Annotated in this window: 15 protein-coding genes and 1 pseudogene; 4 read left to right on the forward strand and 12 right to left on the reverse strand. The window is 54.8% G+C overall.

The genetic code is table 11. From position 1 onward, the window contains the following. The first annotated feature begins 90 nt into the window (after positions 1-90). On the forward strand, positions 91-1,482 hold the full coding sequence (locus tag AC5S26_RS24555) for a hypothetical protein (protein WP_494187581.1): 1,392 nt from the start codon (positions 91-93) through the stop codon (positions 1,480-1,482). A 515-nt stretch (positions 1,483-1,997) separates the two neighbouring features. Here the strand turns inward: AC5S26_RS24555 and AC5S26_RS24560 are convergent. The 6 genes from AC5S26_RS24560 to AC5S26_RS24585 all read right to left on the reverse strand — a co-directional run bounded on the left by AC5S26_RS24560 (position 1,998) and on the right by AC5S26_RS24585 (position 6,852). Continuing rightward, positions 1,998-3,251 carry a hypothetical protein gene (locus AC5S26_RS24560; RefSeq protein ID WP_494187582.1) on the reverse strand — a complete coding sequence of 418 codons (1,254 nt, stop codon included), beginning with the start codon at positions 3,249-3,251 and terminating at the stop codon, positions 1,998-2,000. A gap of 82 nt (positions 3,252-3,333) precedes the next feature. Then, a complete protein-coding gene (locus tag AC5S26_RS24565; protein ID WP_494187583.1) occupies positions 3,334-3,573 on the reverse strand; it encodes a DUF6429 family protein in 240 nt (79 codons plus the stop codon). A gap of 212 nt (positions 3,574-3,785) precedes the next feature. Then, complete coding sequence (locus tag AC5S26_RS24570; protein WP_494187584.1) at positions 3,786-4,754, reverse strand: TIGR01777 family oxidoreductase; 969 nt, start codon at positions 4,752-4,754, stop codon at positions 3,786-3,788. A gap of 17 nt (positions 4,755-4,771) precedes the next feature. Beyond that, the gene (locus AC5S26_RS24575) at positions 4,772-5,266 is read right to left on the reverse strand and encodes an SRPBCC family protein (RefSeq protein WP_494187585.1); all 495 of its coding nucleotides are present in this window, start codon (positions 5,264-5,266) and stop codon (positions 4,772-4,774) included. Continuing rightward, positions 5,263-6,588 (reverse strand): methyltransferase family protein, encoded by a 1,326-nt coding sequence (locus AC5S26_RS24580; protein WP_494187586.1) that lies wholly within the window; start codon positions 6,586-6,588, stop codon positions 5,263-5,265. Before AC5S26_RS24580 ends, AC5S26_RS24575 begins: the two co-directional genes overlap by 4 nt. Then, positions 6,589-6,852, reverse strand: a complete 264-nt coding sequence (locus AC5S26_RS24585; RefSeq protein WP_494187587.1) for a hypothetical protein — start codon at positions 6,850-6,852, stop codon at positions 6,589-6,591. Positions 6,853-7,012: 160 nt separating this feature from the next. Between AC5S26_RS24585 and AC5S26_RS24590 the strand changes: the two genes are divergently transcribed. After that, positions 7,013-7,291 (forward strand): hypothetical protein, encoded by a 279-nt coding sequence (locus AC5S26_RS24590; protein ID WP_494187588.1) that lies wholly within the window; start codon positions 7,013-7,015, stop codon positions 7,289-7,291. A 225-nt stretch (positions 7,292-7,516) separates the two neighbouring features. On the opposite strand, the gene AC5S26_RS24595 is transcribed toward AC5S26_RS24590, so the two are convergent. Next, positions 7,517-8,197, reverse strand: coding sequence for a TetR/AcrR family transcriptional regulator (locus AC5S26_RS24595; RefSeq protein ID WP_494187589.1), 681 nt, complete (start codon positions 8,195-8,197; stop codon positions 7,517-7,519). A gap of 270 nt (positions 8,198-8,467) precedes the next feature. After that, positions 8,468-9,629, reverse strand: a pseudogene (locus tag AC5S26_RS24600) (IS30 family transposase). 1,262 nt (positions 9,630-10,891) lie between these two features. Between AC5S26_RS24600 and AC5S26_RS24605 the strand changes: the two are divergent. Both AC5S26_RS24605 and AC5S26_RS24610 read left to right on the forward strand, forming a co-directional pair. After that, on the forward strand, positions 10,892-11,479 hold the full coding sequence (locus tag AC5S26_RS24605; protein ID WP_494187590.1) for a DUF2130 domain-containing protein: 588 nt from the start codon (positions 10,892-10,894) through the stop codon (positions 11,477-11,479). Continuing rightward, positions 11,361-11,927 carry a DUF2130 domain-containing protein gene (locus AC5S26_RS24610; RefSeq protein WP_494187591.1) on the forward strand — a complete coding sequence of 189 codons (567 nt, stop codon included), beginning with the start codon at positions 11,361-11,363 and terminating at the stop codon, positions 11,925-11,927. Before AC5S26_RS24605 ends, AC5S26_RS24610 begins: the two co-directional genes overlap by 119 nt. 164 nt (positions 11,928-12,091) lie before the next feature. Here AC5S26_RS24610 and AC5S26_RS24615 read toward each other — a convergent pair whose 3' ends face one another. From AC5S26_RS24615 to AC5S26_RS24630, 4 genes are all read right to left on the reverse strand, one after another. Then, a complete protein-coding gene (locus tag AC5S26_RS24615; RefSeq protein ID WP_494187592.1) occupies positions 12,092-12,571 on the reverse strand; it encodes a hypothetical protein in 480 nt (159 codons plus the stop codon). Between the two features lie 239 nt (positions 12,572-12,810). Beyond that, complete coding sequence (locus AC5S26_RS24620; RefSeq protein ID WP_494187593.1) at positions 12,811-13,146, reverse strand: LysR family transcriptional regulator; 336 nt, start codon at positions 13,144-13,146, stop codon at positions 12,811-12,813. Positions 13,147-13,400: 254 nt separating this feature from the next. Continuing rightward, the gene (locus AC5S26_RS24625) at positions 13,401-14,453 is read right to left on the reverse strand and encodes an inorganic phosphate transporter (protein ID WP_494187594.1); all 1,053 of its coding nucleotides are present in this window, start codon (positions 14,451-14,453) and stop codon (positions 13,401-13,403) included. 8 nt (positions 14,454-14,461) lie between these two features. Beyond that, positions 14,462-15,085 (reverse strand): DUF47 domain-containing protein, encoded by a 624-nt coding sequence (locus AC5S26_RS24630; RefSeq protein ID WP_494187595.1) that lies wholly within the window; start codon positions 15,083-15,085, stop codon positions 14,462-14,464. Between the last annotated feature and the right edge of the window lie 224 nt (positions 15,086-15,309).

Genomic DNA, 15,309 nt, shown 5'->3' on the forward strand with positions numbered 1-15,309 from the left:
TCCTTATCTATGTCTAAGTTCGATCCTCCTGGTGAACTGTAGAAAAGAATAAGCGGACTATATCGAAGGGCGCGGGATCTTCATAACAAGATGAGAATTGAAAGTAAAATCATCACGGCGGTTCTGTTTTTGCTTTCTCTGATTCCCGTGTCCGCTCAGAGTCCCGCCAACTCGACATCTCAATTTGATCCGCAAACAGCCTTTGAACAGGCCACTCATCCGTTCGATATCGTCCGTCGCTCGCCGCAAAATTGGTCAGAGATAGAGTTGTCAGCCCTAAAGACTATGACTGATCAAGCAAAGGGGGACTGTGACACGCATTCGGTAGCAGAATTCAGCGGCAAGATCCTACTTTACTATGCACGCCTATGCACACTTGGTCAGGATTGGGAGCCGGTTCAGGACGCTGCCACAAAATTCATCAATACGGCGACGAGCTCCGGCGAATCGGAAACTAGCTCTCGCGATCTAGCTACTGCCTACGATTACAAAGTCCAAGCCTGCCTTCGGCTGAACGACGCGAAACAGGCGTTCGATACAGCGGTACGCATGCTCCATTCTGCGCCGTATGATGATCTAGCTTCTGAAGCAACGACCAGCGTCGTTCGTTATACCCAGATGCTCCATTCCGACTGGGCTTTAACAATACTTTCGCAACGCCAGCCGATGCTGCTTGCTCTTATTCGAACGCATGCATCCGAAGGTCGAACATCACCTAGTGTCCTTCCAAATATCTCTATTCAGAATCTCTACGAGCAAGCAATTGCTCTCCCTACTATGCAGCAGTTCAACAATCAGCCGAGGGAAGCCGCATCGTCGTATTCAGAGATCGAAGCATCCCTTCCCAAAATGCTTTCGTCAGATAAGCAAAGTGGCATAGCGGCGGTCCGTCGACAATATCTTTTGATAGGTTCACGCCTTCCTCGCATTGATACATTCGCCTGGCTGCCCGACCCGCAAGGAGTCGGGACTCGTCCTGCGATCAATGCGAACAAGGGCTCAGCTACGGTCCTTCTGCTTTTTCCGAGCTGGTGTAATCAATGCGTCGCTTTGCATACTGATTTTCCTTCCGCCTCGCGACGATTGCTAGTAAACGACGCTCGCTTTTTTGCACTATTGGCGCAAACTGAACCTCCTCCGAAGCACGCCGCCCCTGAGGACGTAACGAAGGCTAAAAGCAATCATGCTTCCGGCAGTACAACCGATCAAATCAAACTGAAGCCGGATGTTCCTCACACGGAGTTACAGCTTCAGGTGAAGCCGACCGCCGCCACCTTGTTGGTGGGTACACCGACGTTCGTTGTTCCCACCCATACGTTGGATGATTTTGCTGCCATCGATTTCCCGTTAGTCGTTGTGACGGACCACAACGGCATTATTAGGTGGATTCAGATCGCACCTGACAATTCTCTCGTTCCGGGTGGTTTGATCGACCAAGCAGTTGGCCATGTGATCTCTAGTTGGCCTTCAGCAATGCCATAGTGATATGTGTCGCCGCAGCTCTTTCACGAGCGTTACACGCATGCACTCACGCTTCTGCAATCTGCGCACACAGAGCAGGAAAGCGAAGCCGAAGACACTATCCTGGCAGCTTGCGGAGGCTGTTGCGAGTAGGAACAGGATTTTTCCTTGAGTCCCCGTGCAGGGTCTCCTCGCCCAGCAGAGATCCGAGCAGCTTGCCTGCACTTTTCTCTGCAATGGCTCGGCACAATTTAGGAAGTCGCATTAGCATCGGAAAACGCGCTTTTCGCCAGTGACGCACCTCAACTGAGGCCAAATCACCAATGCACTCATCGACAAATGAGATCGAGGCAAGTTGCCGAATAGTTGGCTTATCGGACAAGTGGCGTCCGTAGTTCCCTGAAAACGGGATTTTCACCAAGTTCACCCGGCCCAGAGACGCGCCAACGCGAACTTGGTCAAAAGCTGACTTTGCGGGCAGTTCCGGAAGACGAACCATTCGATCCGTTTTCGCTAAGCCCGTCCACTATCGGCGGCTATGAGACTGGGGCGCGCCGCTGCTTCACGGCGGATTCGGGAAGTGCCGGTAGGCCCGCGAGCGCCGCAGCGAGAGCGATCTGAGCAAAGAGATGGAGGTCAGAATCGTCGATGCGTTCGAGGAGTTTGGCAGCATCCGGGCCAAGGCGCTTGCCTGCACTGTAGAGGGTTATACGGAAGCTGGATGTGGAGGGCCAGAACGCTTTTAGTGCCTGGTTGGGGCTTTCGGGATTTGTGTCTTCGCGATAGAGTTCGAGCGCATGGTCGATGGAGGGGCCGAAATCGCCAGCCTGGGAAGACCGGTGGAGGGCCATCTGACGGGAGAAGTCCCGCGAGCTGCCGGTCATAATGAAGCCTCCAGTGCAGGTCTCTCCCGAGGCAGCCATCAATTTGGAGCGTTCCTCCGCTTGACGTTCGGCCTCCCGATGCATGGTCTCAACGCCATTGGGGTAGCGCCGAGCCGCGGCAGCGAGTTGGGTGTGACGCGCTATCAGAGACTCGCCTAATGCCGGGTCGAGGTGTTTAAGAATGTGGAGGACCTGAAACAGGGCGTGCTCCCGGCTGGAGGTGAAATGGATGCCGTCGGGGTACCCGGCTGACGTCCCGAGGTCGGGTCGCTCGAGTGCGATTTGGACGATCTGGCGGACCACGGAGAGCGCTTCATCGGGCGGTAGAATCTGCCACTGATGTTGGAAAAGGCGGATGAAATGTCCCTGCAACTGGCTGAGGTGAATGACGACGTTGTCATGGCCACCCACATTCGGAATGGGGCGCTGGCTCATGAGATCGATTTCCTGTGGTGCACGCCACGCGCTCACTGCGCGGCGTAGGACGCTTAACCGGCGGGCATCGTCCAGTTTTTGCATGAGGTTGGCGGTATAGCCAAAGGGAAAGCCGGAGGGGAAGTCGCCAATGATGTAGTCGAAAGCCGAGTCGATGCGGTCGTGGTCGAGCATGATGCTAAGGAGAACCTCGCACTCGTGGCCGCCGGGGATGCTGCGGGTCGCCGGGAGTACTTTGATGAGATCGGGCGCGAAGGCAGCAGCGACCTGCTGGGCCTGCGTGAAGAGTACCTGGCGATCACGTCCGGAAAGGGCACGAATTTCGTCCAGCGCCATTTCAAGCGTAACGCGGGCCTTCTCCGGGTCTGTGGCAGATTCGACGTGCGCGATACGCATCCGGGCAGCGGAGCGAACGGGTGAGGAGGACCGCTCGGCTCGACTGCGTGCCGAAGTTAGAAGGTCGTTTGTCATGCGAATAGTCTAGAGGCGGGGACTTCGGGATGGGATGAGTCTCTCGCAAAACGGCGTTCTCGGAAACTTCGGGCGAACGGGACTAGACCTTCCGAACAAAGTGCCGTTCGAACAGTTCTCGCGATTTTTGCAATCCTTCTTCCGTCATCCTCACAGACTTGGCCTTGTTTTGTGGATCAGCAATATAACCGGCTTTGCACAGGCGCTCCATAGCAGCCCAGTCTTGCCCTTTCCAGGCACGCATACTGGGGCCATCTTTGAACGTCGTTAGATACAAAAGCGCGAGAACCATCTCGTCGATCTTTTCTTCATCAGGTTCCATGGATGCCTCGAGCTTGCGGCGGTTTCGATGATCCCTGCATTATGCCAGCCTATGACTTCAGTTGAAAACCGATCGGCAAACCGCCAGTGAACTTACGCAAACCCGACTTTGTGGGCAGGTCGACCACCAGTAGCAGACACGGACTAGGCGCATTGACCGAACCATCAAAATTGAAGAAACAGCGGTTACGTTGCTAAAGTTGCAAGCTACTACTAAGGGGTAAGCATTTCTTCACGACGGGCCCTCCAGCGGGTTACTAGTTCGCATGAAGCTTCGGGCCAACCGGGATAATGGAACTTGAATCCAGCATTGAGAAGACGGCTGGAAACAACTTGGCGACTTTTGAGGATCAGTTCGGATTCTGTGCGCAGAAGAAAGGTGCCGATTTCGAGCATCCACCTTGAGGTGGGCAGACCGATGCGTGTGCCCCATGCCTGACGAAGGATATGCATGAAGTCGCAGTTCGGCAGCGGATTGGGAGAGGCAAGGTTGACGGCCCCGGCAATATCCTGTCGCTCGACGAGGAATTCGATAGCGCGGATGAAGTCCGCCTCATGGATCCACGACACGTATTGGTTGCCGGGCAGTGTTGTGCCGCCGAGACCATGGCGAACCAGACTGAGGAAGACATCGAAGACCCCGCCCGGGTCGGGACTCAGGGTCATGGCACTACGTAGCGCGACCTTCCTCGTCTCAGGAGCCGGGGTGGAGAAGAATGCTTCTTCCCAAGCCTTCGCCACCTGAATCGAGAAGTTCCAGGTATCGGGTGCGCCTGGTTCGTCGCCGCCGAACTCGCCGGTAGCTTCGTCCATGGGACGGTCGAGCGCATGACGGTAGATCGTGGCGGTGCTGGCATTGAGCCAGACGGAAGGAGGGTGCTGAACCGCAGCGATGGCTTGATTGAGTATCTGCGTGGAACGAACGCGCGATTCGAAGATGGCGCGGCGGTTTGCTGGAGTGTAGCGGCAGTTGACGCTCCTGCCGGCAAGATTGACGCAAACGTCGCATCGGTCGAGTTCTTCGATCCATGGGCCGAGGGTGACACCGTCCCAAGGGATCACACGCCAGGGAGCGGCATGAGGGCTACGGCTGAGGACGGTTACAGAATGCCCTCCTTGATGGAAGTGGCGGGCAAGGATGTGCCCAACTTGACCTGTACCTCCGGGAATGACGATCTTCATTGCAGCACGTCCTCTCGCTATGCTTCAGGGGAAGGGAGGTAGTGCTGCCACTCGGAGGACTCTGCTATCCGCTTGATGACCGCATTGCGCTCACGTACCAAGGCCAACATGTAGCGCCGCAGAAATAGGACTTCGGCCAGAGGTCCAATAAGGGGAAGTGGGGCGGCGATCGCAAAGATGTCCTTCATATCGGTTGCTCCGGATGGAAGGGCTCGAAATAGATGGTCGGCTTGCATGGAGCGGAAGACGCCCTGAATCATCGTGACCTGAAAATGGGATGGCGGCTCCAAGGCCGTGGTCTCGCTGGTCAGGTTATGCCAGATGCCGAAGTGTTTGGCACGCCACATGACCTGCTGGCCGAGACCGACGAGGCCTGAGGTAATTCCACTAACTGCACGTGCCTGTTCGCCGGAGTGTACGTTCGCGATCAAGTGGACCTCGACGCTGCGGGCGAGGTCGAAACATCGCTGGATAGGGGCATTGATGACTGTGGTCTCTTCAAGAGTGATCATGGCGTTGAGCTCAACTCTCGGTCTGTATGCTGCGGACTGAGGTCCAACTCGCAACTGATCACGCGGGGACCTAAACCAGCCGCATCCATGAACAACTGGACGAGTTGCCAAACACAGGGAAGCCGTATTGCAGCCCCGCACAAGGCCCAGCCAAGATGTAGATGCTCAAGCGCTCTGCCCATCGCACGGACCCCATCGACAGTGCCGCTTCCGTCTCCGGGGTCGTATCGCATCCGTTGGATCGATCCTGCCGGTAACGTTTCCGCATCGATAATCTGCAATCCCAAAGGCGATCTCGCTTCGAGCCAAGCCCGAACCTCGCTGCACGGGCCACAACTCCGGGCGATGTAGATGAGGGTCGGCGGTCCGCTGTAGTGCGGCCTCCACCTTGGCCACCAATTTCTGACGGTCGACCGGTGGTCCCGCCATTTGCTACCGAAACGACGGGCCAGATCTTCTTCCTCGTCCCAAGCAGCGATCCCTGCACTGTAGACGATCGATACACAGGCCGCCACCAACATCCAACCGCTCCTAAGCACCCCAGCCCAAGCCATAAGAACCAGCGCGCAGGACAGCTGCATTGGGTTGGCGCAATAGCGGTAGATGCCGCTCGTTACCAGCCGTTGAGGAGGATCGTAAGGGATGGGTGTCCCGAATCCGCGCTCTGCAAACTCCATAACCGCAGCAATACCGGGTACCGCGAGCAGCAAGATCATCTGAAGATCGATCTGCCGACCCCAAGTCGAGAGATCAAACAGTGGGCCCCAGCCAGTTCCAGGCCGCAGCGCGAAGGTGATCTCTGGCAAGAGATAGAGAAACAACATGCCGGATGTGGCGATTTGAAGCACCCCACGCCGTCGAAGATGCGTATTCTCGTGAGTCCAGCGTCCGATACAAAGCGCGGGAATCAGGACCAGACCGACGGCCGCTGCCTCTCCCACCAACCAGTGGGCTTTCAAATAAATTGCCGAACTGCACGCCGGCATCACTATGCAGTCAAGGGCGACCATAATGACAGCGCACCAAATGATGCCTATGCGTGGAAGCGCTAGTTGCGGAACAAGGCCCCACAAGATAATCCACCCAAGAAAGAGCTCCAACGGCATCCCGCGGAACTCAACCTCTGAGCCCGCAGCAAAGCTCCACCACCCTGCATATTCATTCAAGCATTGAAGAAGGAGCAGCGACGGTAGCGTCCACAAGACGCTGAGCAAGCAGGCGGCGAACTGGCGCGGCTGTCGGCCGTAGAGCAGCCTCGCAATGATCGCGGTGGCCAGAGGTACGTATAGGGCAGCTGCTCGTTCCCAATCGGCATGGTCCATTCAGTACCTCCGCGCGGGTGTCGCGTTGGCGTCGATCAAGTAGGCCGCCGCTTCCTTCACTGCCGCTCTCTCCCATGGAGTGAAATACCATGCCGGATCGAGCTGCCGCATGAAGTCGATGCGCCACATCACCGTCGTGTGACCCTCGTCCAGAGCCGTCCACTCCACCTCTGAACTGGTCCACCGCACCCATTGGGTAAGTTTGCTCTGGTCGCTTACCGCCTCAAAGCGGGCGTAGCCGGAGTGACGCTCCTTCACTCGCATAATAAGGTCTCCTGGTGGGTCTCCCTCTGCCCCCGCGAAATGAATGGTCCTCATATCCCCGACTGCAAGACCCTCGGCCCCATGCGCCAAGTGGCCTAGGGAAACCGATGCGAAGAGTCAGCGGTAGCGGAGTACTTACATTGGGGCCCTGTGTTAGCGCATGTTCAACCTCATCAGCAGGAGCAGCCACAACGCTCCGGACCTCAACCGATTGGGCTCGATTGAAGGTCAACTGCGGGACCACTCCATCAAAGCACATCGGAAGCAACAACAACGCTACGCAGCTGAGCGTCGCATCTCGCTTACTGCGCTGCCTGTCCATTGCAAGTCCGACCCCGATACCGACGATATAGAAGAGAGGCGAAGCGAAGAGAATGCACAGGTATCCCTCGCCCAACAAGGGAGCCACCACCAGGAGCGCCAAAGTAATACCCTTTAAAATTCCTCCCGTCGCGGTCTTCGCTTTTGGTGCTAGCGCCAGCAGGATAGCAAGAACAGCTGGTATCCCGAGGAACATCGCGGCACTATGACCAAGGCTCTCATGCATGAGCAACTTGTAGAGAGACGCTCCGGCCACGAAGGCTAGGATGATTGCGACCACCCTCCACTGAGCTGGCTCGATCTTCCTGTTTTGCTCATCGATATCACTCATCGGATCTCCCATTCAGCTTTCAGGCAAAAGATCTGCCTCGCGCAATAGCGCGAGAATCTTTGTTCTAACCGGCTTTAGAACTGATAGTTTCGCAAGGCTAAGCAACTTGAGAGTCAGAGCTAGCGAACCATCAGCCAGACGCCGCGTACGGAGCTGACCCTCGGATGAGTCGTAGAGGAACATCACCAAAAGGCCCATCTGAAGGGCCCACAAAGCGACGGGAAGAAGTTCCTGGAGATCCTTAGGCAACTTCTCCGCTGCAATGGCGTTCCGGAAAACCTGTGTACTACGACGGCGGATGTCCGCTGTTCCTCTCCCGAGACAGGAGAGCGGATGTTCGGGCTCGCCGGTGTAACGAAAGACCACCCCGAGAAGCCTACGGTCGTTCTTAGCCAGTTCGAATTTCGAGTGCATGGCCGTTGCTAAGCGAACCTTCAGATCCGTACTTTGGGCGAACACCTTTTCGCAGAGACGCTCTTGCTCGGCTTGCACCGTCTCGTAGTACGCCTGGATGATTGCTTCCTTGCCGGGGAAATAGTAGTAAGCGGCGCTCTTCACTACCTGGGCATGGGCGGCAATGTCTTGCACCGTCGTGGAGTCGAAACCCTTCTCCCGAAATAATTCGAGTGCACTTTCGAAGATATGGTTCCGAGTTTGCTCACCCTTCCACGTCGTCGCATCATTTTTGACCATGTTCAAATATTGATCGCGATCAGCCAGCAAGTCAAGAAGTATTTGAACGGGGTCAAATTACGACTAGGTGCCTTTGTCGAGTTTTAATTACGGAAACTAACCTTACGAAGGCCGACTTTCCCAGCGACGCAGCGGTATTCTGTCCGCATGGAGATATCCGTCAGACGACGCTAATTGCCCAGTCTCCACCCAGAATGGCTTCATCCCATGACTCCTAGATCGCAGGCGGGAGCGCCCAATCGATTGTAGTTGCCGAAATACGGGGCGGTCTCAACCGGTGGTTGCAACACTGGCTTGGAGTTTACTAGCCGGAGTTTCAAAGCCCAAGGTTTTCCGTGGGCGTTGATTGAGGCGCAGGGCTACTTTGTCGAGGTCGGCCTGGGAGTAACCGGACAAGTCGGTTTTCTTGGGGAAGTATTGGCGCAGCAGGCCATTGGTATTTTCGTTGGTGCCGCGCTGCCAAGGGCTCTGCGGATCACAGAAGTAGACGTTCACCTTGGTGGCCACGGTGAAGCTTTTGTGTTTGGCCATCTCCAGTCCTCGGTCCCAGCTCAAGGACCGTCGCAGCGAGGCGGGGAGTTTACGAACCTGTCGGGTCAGCGCGGCGACGACGGTCGCTGTGTCTTTGCTGGGCACCTTGACCAGGAGAGTGAAACGCGAATGCCGTTCCACCAGGGTCGCGATATGACTGTTTCCGGTGCCGCTGAGCAGATCGCCCTCCCAATGACCGGGGATGGCCCGATCTTCAATCTCTGCAGGCCTTTCGCTGATGGAGATGGCATCGACGATCTGACCGCGGGACTGTCCGCCAACTCGAGAGTGCACGGAGCGACGGATAGATCGCTTGGACCGCAGGTGCTGCATCAGCTCTTTTTTCAGCACTCCTCGAGCCTGAATGAATAAGCTCCGGTAGATAGTCTCATGGGACACGCGCATGCTCTAATTGCTGGGATACCGTCTCTTCAACCAACCGGAAATCTGTTCCGGCGACCAGTCCAGGATCAGTTTACTGGCCACGATCGTCCGCAGCTTCCCATGGTTGGCAAGCAGGCAGGCCTTGGGCCGCAGAGCTAACTTCCAAGCCTGCTGATCGGCCTCGTTGGCTCGGTAGAGTGGACGCCCACCGTGACGTGCCACCTCCCGGCTTACTGTCGAAGCTGCCCGCTGCAAAGCTCTGGCTATCTCTTCGGATGGATAAATCCGAAGCGATGCCTCGTGAGATGTCCTCTCGCTCGGCCAACGTAAGAGCTCGCGGTGAGCGGCGACCAACGGCCGGAGCGATCCCGCCGTGCTGCGACAAGAGGAACTGAATCGAGCCATGGTCCTTGCCCAAAGCGCCACCAATCTCATGCAGCGACTCGCCCGCCTTCCAACGGCGCCATAGGTCGGCCTTCTGCTCCGCAGAAAGACCATACCTTCTCCCTTGTCTCATAAACACCACCTCTGAGAAATGATCTAAATGAGATGGTGTTGCATCGACCGGTTGAGACCGCCGGACTTTGCAGGCAGATTCACTAAAATGGGCTTCGATGAAAAGACGACCGTTGTCGTAAGCGAAGTGGGAATCGTTGCAGGTATCGTTGCCGCTGCGCTAATGCTTCCGCCGAGCACACCTTTAATTTGTTTCGTGATAGTCGCAGCCATCGTTTTTATAACCGGAAATGCACTACTTTTTGCGAGCACAAGGAAACCCCATTCCTCCAAAGAGAATGCAAGCTTCTGGCCTCGGATTCTTAAGGTCTATGGCCTATTGTTTCTCGCCTGGCTTTGTTTTCTTATCGCGAGGCGGTTGGGTTAGCAGAAGACAGTTTCCTAAAATGTGACTTTCCGGGAGGATTGAATTGAATCCGATAGTCACTACAATGATGGCAACACATAGAAAGAGAGACTAAGTGCCCTGCTGGTCAGATCTTTGGCAACACTTTAAAAACATCTTGCCTTTACTGGGCGTGATTGCTTCATTACTTGCGTATATTGCGCTGGTATCTCTTCTTCTGTGGGCACCCAAGCTGCGGAAGCGATGGATGCAAATAACTTCTCGGATTCTCGGGGTAGTGGGAATGGCACCGCTCGTGGTTGCGCTTCCTGCGGTTCTTTTCGGGCTAGCACTTGCAAGCGGCGCTCCGTCTACACAGAACAGAACGGTTCGGTCAGCGGATGGGCAAGAAGCAAGATTGAGGTACGAGGCAGGTTTTCTTGGCCGCGACTATACCGAAGTCACCTTGAAGCGCTCGGGTTGCTGTCGGCACAACGTGATCTTCTGGCACCAGGGGCCAGGCTGGTTTGATGACCCGAAGATAGAATGGCTCGACAATCGACATCTCCGCCTTAGCTATAATGCCCGGTCTGACGATCCGCAGCACTGCGAACATCGAGTCGAAGACGTCACCATCGTTTGCACGGCCATGCCGCTGCCGAGTGGGCCGTCGGAGGTCCAGTCTTCACAGCGACCGCCAAGAAAGCCCTAGTGCGTTGTTCCTCGAAAACGAGGTTATGAGAAACTTCGAATCCCCGGAGCACGCCTTCGGCGCGGGCGATGTGTTTGAGACCGCCACCCCGCTCTAATTCAGTGGCGGAATGGTGTTGTAGCGGTGGCGGCACATCTGTGGAACGGGTGGCGGAGTTGACTATATCCGACAGACAAACCCTTCCTGGCGGCTCCCGGCATCCTTAGCGTACGTAAATTTCCCTTTCTTGAGCTGCCCCCAAATACAAAAGGATGTCGCAGCTAAGGACGCTCAAATTCAGGACCTGAAGGCCAAACTCGATGCCGGGGAAGCTGCGCATAAGCTCGAGATTTCCGAGGCAGTCAGTGCAGTAGAGAAGGATCGCACCAGGCTTCAAAGCGACCTTGAAAAAGCTGAACTTGAGAAGCAGCTTGCCGAACAGTCTCTGAAGGACAAATACGAGACGCAAATCAAGGATCGCGATGATGCGATCGAGCGCCTACGTGACATGAAGGCTCGCTTATCGACAAAGATGCTTGGCGAGACCTTGGAACAGCATTGCGAAACGGAATTCAACCGAATTCGAGCGACGGCGTTTTCACGTGCGTACTTCGAGAAGGACAACGATGCGCGAAGGGGAAGCAAAGGCGACTACATCTTCCGCGACTCGGACGAGGTTGGAACGGAGATAGTCTCGATAATGTTCGAGATGAAGAATGAGGACGATCGTACAGTTACGAAGAAAAAGAACGAGGACTTCCTGCAGGGAACTCGACAAGGATCGCACCGAGAAGGGGTGCGAGTATGCAGTTCTCGTCTCCATACTCGAGCCTGACAGTGAGTTCTACAACATGGGAATCGCCGACATGTCCTACCGATACCCCAAGATGTACGTCGTTCGGCCGCAGTTTTTTATCCCCATGATTACTCTGCTCCGAAACGCAGCGATGAAGTCACTTCAATACAAGCTAGAGTTAGCTCTGGTTAAGGCGCAAAACATAGACGTGACGAACTTCGAAAACCGTCTCGTAACGTTCCAGACCGCATTTGCGAGGAATTATGAATTGGCGGCCTCTCGTTTTCACACCGCAATCGATGAAATAGATAAGACGATCGAACACCTACAGAAAACCAAGACAGCGTTACTCGGCACAGCTAACAATCTTCGCCTTGCAAACGACAAAGCCCAGGACGTGACGATTAGGAAGCTGACCCGCAACAATCCAACGATGGTCGCCAAATTTTCGGAGCTCACGAACAGGGATGCTACCGATGCAGGATGAGCCTAAATATCGTGCTGCTAATTGCTTCCACGGTAAATAAAGCCAAGCCCACTTTAGGGACCTTCAGTTAAGCGTCACGATCGCATCCTGCCAGGTGTTGCTTCGGCAACCATCTTTTTAAGATGAGATGGATCGGTCAGGCATCGAGCTTAATAAGGAGATGTTTAAAGGCGATCACTGATCTTACGGAGCTCATATACAGCATTTTTCTGAATGCGTACTTCGCTCTCGAGTAAACCTTCTTCAGTGTCGGCTCTTGTGATCAATTCACGAAATCGTTTGATCTGATTCAATGTCGTATTGTCTCCCCCAGCTGAGACAGCAGAATCATAGGCCTTTTCGAAATTAACCGAGTTGTTGACGAATTTGGACAACACCTTCGGAGTTGAACAGATCACGGGTAGTTGATCTCGTACATCTACTGCTTTCGCAATTTCCTCGGACTCGATTTTGGCGACGATGATGTCGTCGAGATCGGGATACTGGGCTCGCGCTTTGCCGATTTTCTTAGATTTGAGATATTCGTAGTAGTAGCTCCACCTGTCTACGTTGTTATCTCCTTTGTCCTCCATGAAACCGTAAACCTCTATCAGGCGGCTTACCTCCTTTGTACTCGAACCGCCCTCTTTCGCGAGAGTCTGCACGGATAGGATTTTTCATGGGCAATAGTCTCGCCGATTCGGTAGACCTGCTCATCCCATTTTTCGGCAAGTTCGACTGAAGTTGCCGATAACCCCGTTTTCCATGAGTTTCGGGACCAAGAGCGTCTACTGACGCTCGCTAGTGGTTGGTGAGAGCATAGTTTTCATTAGGGAAGTCCTTCACAGGGGAGATGATTTGAGTGCGGCCTTACAGGAGATGAGATACCGCTTGCCTGCGTCCGTCAAAGTGAGACCGCGTTGCGTGCGCCTGACGAGGAGCGTTCGACGTGCTCTTCCAATCTCGTAAGAGACCGGCTGACTAAAGAGGCCGGTTGCCCAAGTTCTTTCGCTGCTTCGGTTAGAGTTCCGCCTCTTGCGACCGCAGCGAATGTTCGAACGTCATTCAGATCGAGGGTCTTGCCCATGAGCAATTTTAGCCGGACCGATTTCTCTTTCGGGCGATTCAAGAACCAGGCCGAGAAATGCTTGTGATCTCCTCCAACATGAACCATTACGCAGCCATGTGTTTCACCTGCAAAGCCGATAAGGTCAACCTCAGGGCCCCTCCTCAGAATCATCCAGATTGGAGTGTTAGCATGGTCGGTCGTCTTCGTGATCGCTACAAAGTCCTGCGACGGCTCGTCGTTTGCGAATCAAAGAAGAGATCCGCTGAGCGTCAGGACGGAAGTTTCGAACTTACAACAGACATGATCCTCGAATTCAACCAGTGGGCGCTTGCGCCGAAAACTTGGAGTGAAGTCGAGGAGACTCGCATACACCACTTAGGGCAGTTTTGTTTGCTGCGACGACTTCCGGGCCGCGAGCCGCGATGCTAGCGAATGAATGGCTGGATAGCGAAATGAGCGAAGGCATATCCCGCGGCTCCTATCAGAGCAGCACCGGGAAAGGTCAGCACCCAGGCGACAACAATTTTCTCTCCCCATATCCAACGCACTGAATGCCAACCACGAGTCGCCCCAACGCCGGATACTGCGCCGCCGATGGCATGCGTGGTTGAGATCGGCACTTTCGCAAATGTCGCCAGACCGATCGTAATTGCGGCAGCCATTTCAGCCGAGAAGCCACCGACAGGACGTAGATGGGGTGTAATTCGCGAGCCGATGGTTTTGACGATGCGCCATCCTCCCGCCATCGTACCCAAAGCCATAGCTGCATGGCAGCTCAGAATGATCCACCAAGCGATCTCGCGTTTTCCTGCAAGGCCTTGAAAACCTGAGTGACTCGCTTGCCCCCACTTCGCCTGTCCTGCCGCTGCGAGCAGGGCGACGATGATGCCCATTGATTTCTGAGCGTCGTTCGTGCCGTGACCGAGAGAGTAAAGCCCGGCGGAGAGGAGTTGGAGATGGCGAAAGCGCCTTTCGGTTTTGTAGCGTTCTGAATGACCTGTCAGCCATGCGACACCCGTCATGATGAGCCACCCCACGATCATTCCGATGATCGGTGAGATGATGAGGAACAGGATTACAGGAATCCATCCCTTGACCAGAATGGCTTTGAAACCCGCCTTCGCGATCGCTGCACCAGCATAACCGCTAATAATTGCGTGAGACGAGCTCGTCGGGAGTGCTAAAAGCCAGGTAATGATGTCCCAGACGATGGCACCAATCAGTCCACCACAGATTACATAAACATCGACCGCCGCTGGGTCTATCAGTTTATTGCTGATCGTCCTAGCAACCCCTGTGCCAAACAGGAAGGCCGCGACGAAATTGAAAAAAGCAGCCCAAAGCACTGCCTGTCCTGGCGAGAGAACTCGGGTGGTCACAACGGTGGCTACAGAGTTGGCTGCGTCATGAAAGCCGTTGAAGAAATCGAAGATGAGAGCCACTGCAACCAGAATGATGACGAGGTAAAGGATGGGCATAAGATTTCTCAACCATTCTTGAGCAGCACGCGGGCTAGGGTCTCGGTCGCTTCTTCGCTCCGTTCAATAGCTTCCTCCAGAAGGTCATGCAACTCTTTTTTCTTGATCACCTCTAGCGGGTCTGGATTGCCGGTGAAGAGGTCTCGCAGAAAAACCTCCCGATCTCGCTTCACTAATTCCATTGCATCTGAAACCGCATCTAAACCCGGTTTCAGATCTTTGAGCTTCTTTTGGTGCCGCAGTCCATGGATGATCTCGCTGAGTTCTCTTGAGATGGTGGATAGATTCTTGGCTTGACCCGTTAGCGTAGGGTGCAGATCCTTCAATTGGTAGAGCCGAAATCGCTGGGACAGCTCCGAGACCCGGTCGACTACCCCATACATTTCGGTGATAAGGCCCAGAATATCTTCCCGGTCCAGCGGAGTGATGAAGGCCTGGTCCAGACGGAGAAGAGACTCACCAAAAACTTTGCGGGCCGCTAGTCTATCCTGTTCGATGCTGCTAAGTTGTCCGTCAAAATTGGGAAAGCTCGAAACAACTGCTTCGAACTGCTTCGCTGCGCTCACCACGCGATCTGAGAGCTCTTCGAGCTCGTCGTAGAACTTGTCGTCTTTGGGGAGGAGATTGAACATGAGTAACTCCAATCCAAACTGAGATGAGAGCCTTTCGTTACAGTTGTGTGAATTCGGATTGGACGTCTCTGATCCAACCCACATATCAAAAGATCCGTCGAATGCGGTACTACTAGCCGAATTTGCTATCCACGTTACAGGCGCCTGACGGGAGGTTCTGAGAATGAATATCAGGGATCGTGGTTCAAGTGGAATTGGACCGCTCAGGCGACACGCCCTGAGCC

This window comes from Edaphobacter sp. FHG110511_03 (assembly GCF_059115365.1).

Bases quoted from the DNA above. Each gene is read 5' to 3' on its own strand.
- AC5S26_RS24575 (WP_494187585.1), bottom strand. From the start codon at position 5,266: ATGATCACTCTTGAAGAGACCACAGTCATCAATGCCCCTATCCAGCGA.
- AC5S26_RS24565 (WP_494187583.1), bottom strand. From the start codon at position 3,573: ATGGAACCTGATGAAGAAAAGATCGACGAGATGGTTCTCGCGCTTTTG.
- AC5S26_RS24580 (WP_494187586.1), bottom strand. From the start codon at position 6,588: ATGGACCATGCCGATTGGGAACGAGCAGCTGCCCTATACGTACCTCTG.
- AC5S26_RS24590 (WP_494187588.1), top strand. From the start codon at position 7,013: ATGTTCAACCTCATCAGCAGGAGCAGCCACAACGCTCCGGACCTCAAC.
- AC5S26_RS24570 (WP_494187584.1), bottom strand. From the start codon at position 4,754: ATGAAGATCGTCATTCCCGGAGGTACAGGTCAAGTTGGGCACATCCTT.
- AC5S26_RS24585 (WP_494187587.1), bottom strand. From the start codon at position 6,852: ATGCGAGTGAAGGAGCGTCACTCCGGCTACGCCCGCTTTGAGGCGGTA.
- AC5S26_RS24610 (WP_494187591.1), top strand. From the start codon at position 11,361: ATGAGGACGATCGTACAGTTACGAAGAAAAAGAACGAGGACTTCCTGC.
- AC5S26_RS24560 (WP_494187582.1), bottom strand. From the start codon at position 3,251: ATGACAAACGACCTTCTAACTTCGGCACGCAGTCGAGCCGAGCGGTCC.
- AC5S26_RS24625 (WP_494187594.1), bottom strand. From the start codon at position 14,453: ATGCCCATCCTTTACCTCGTCATCATTCTGGTTGCAGTGGCTCTCATC.
- AC5S26_RS24630 (WP_494187595.1), bottom strand. From the start codon at position 15,085: ATGTTCAATCTCCTCCCCAAAGACGACAAGTTCTACGACGAGCTCGAA.
- AC5S26_RS24595 (WP_494187589.1), bottom strand. From the start codon at position 8,197: ATGGTCAAAAATGATGCGACGACGTGGAAGGGTGAGCAAACTCGGAAC.
- AC5S26_RS24555 (WP_494187581.1), top strand. From the start codon at position 91: ATGAGAATTGAAAGTAAAATCATCACGGCGGTTCTGTTTTTGCTTTCT.
- AC5S26_RS24620 (WP_494187593.1), bottom strand. From the start codon at position 13,146: ATGATTCTGAGGAGGGGCCCTGAGGTTGACCTTATCGGCTTTGCAGGT.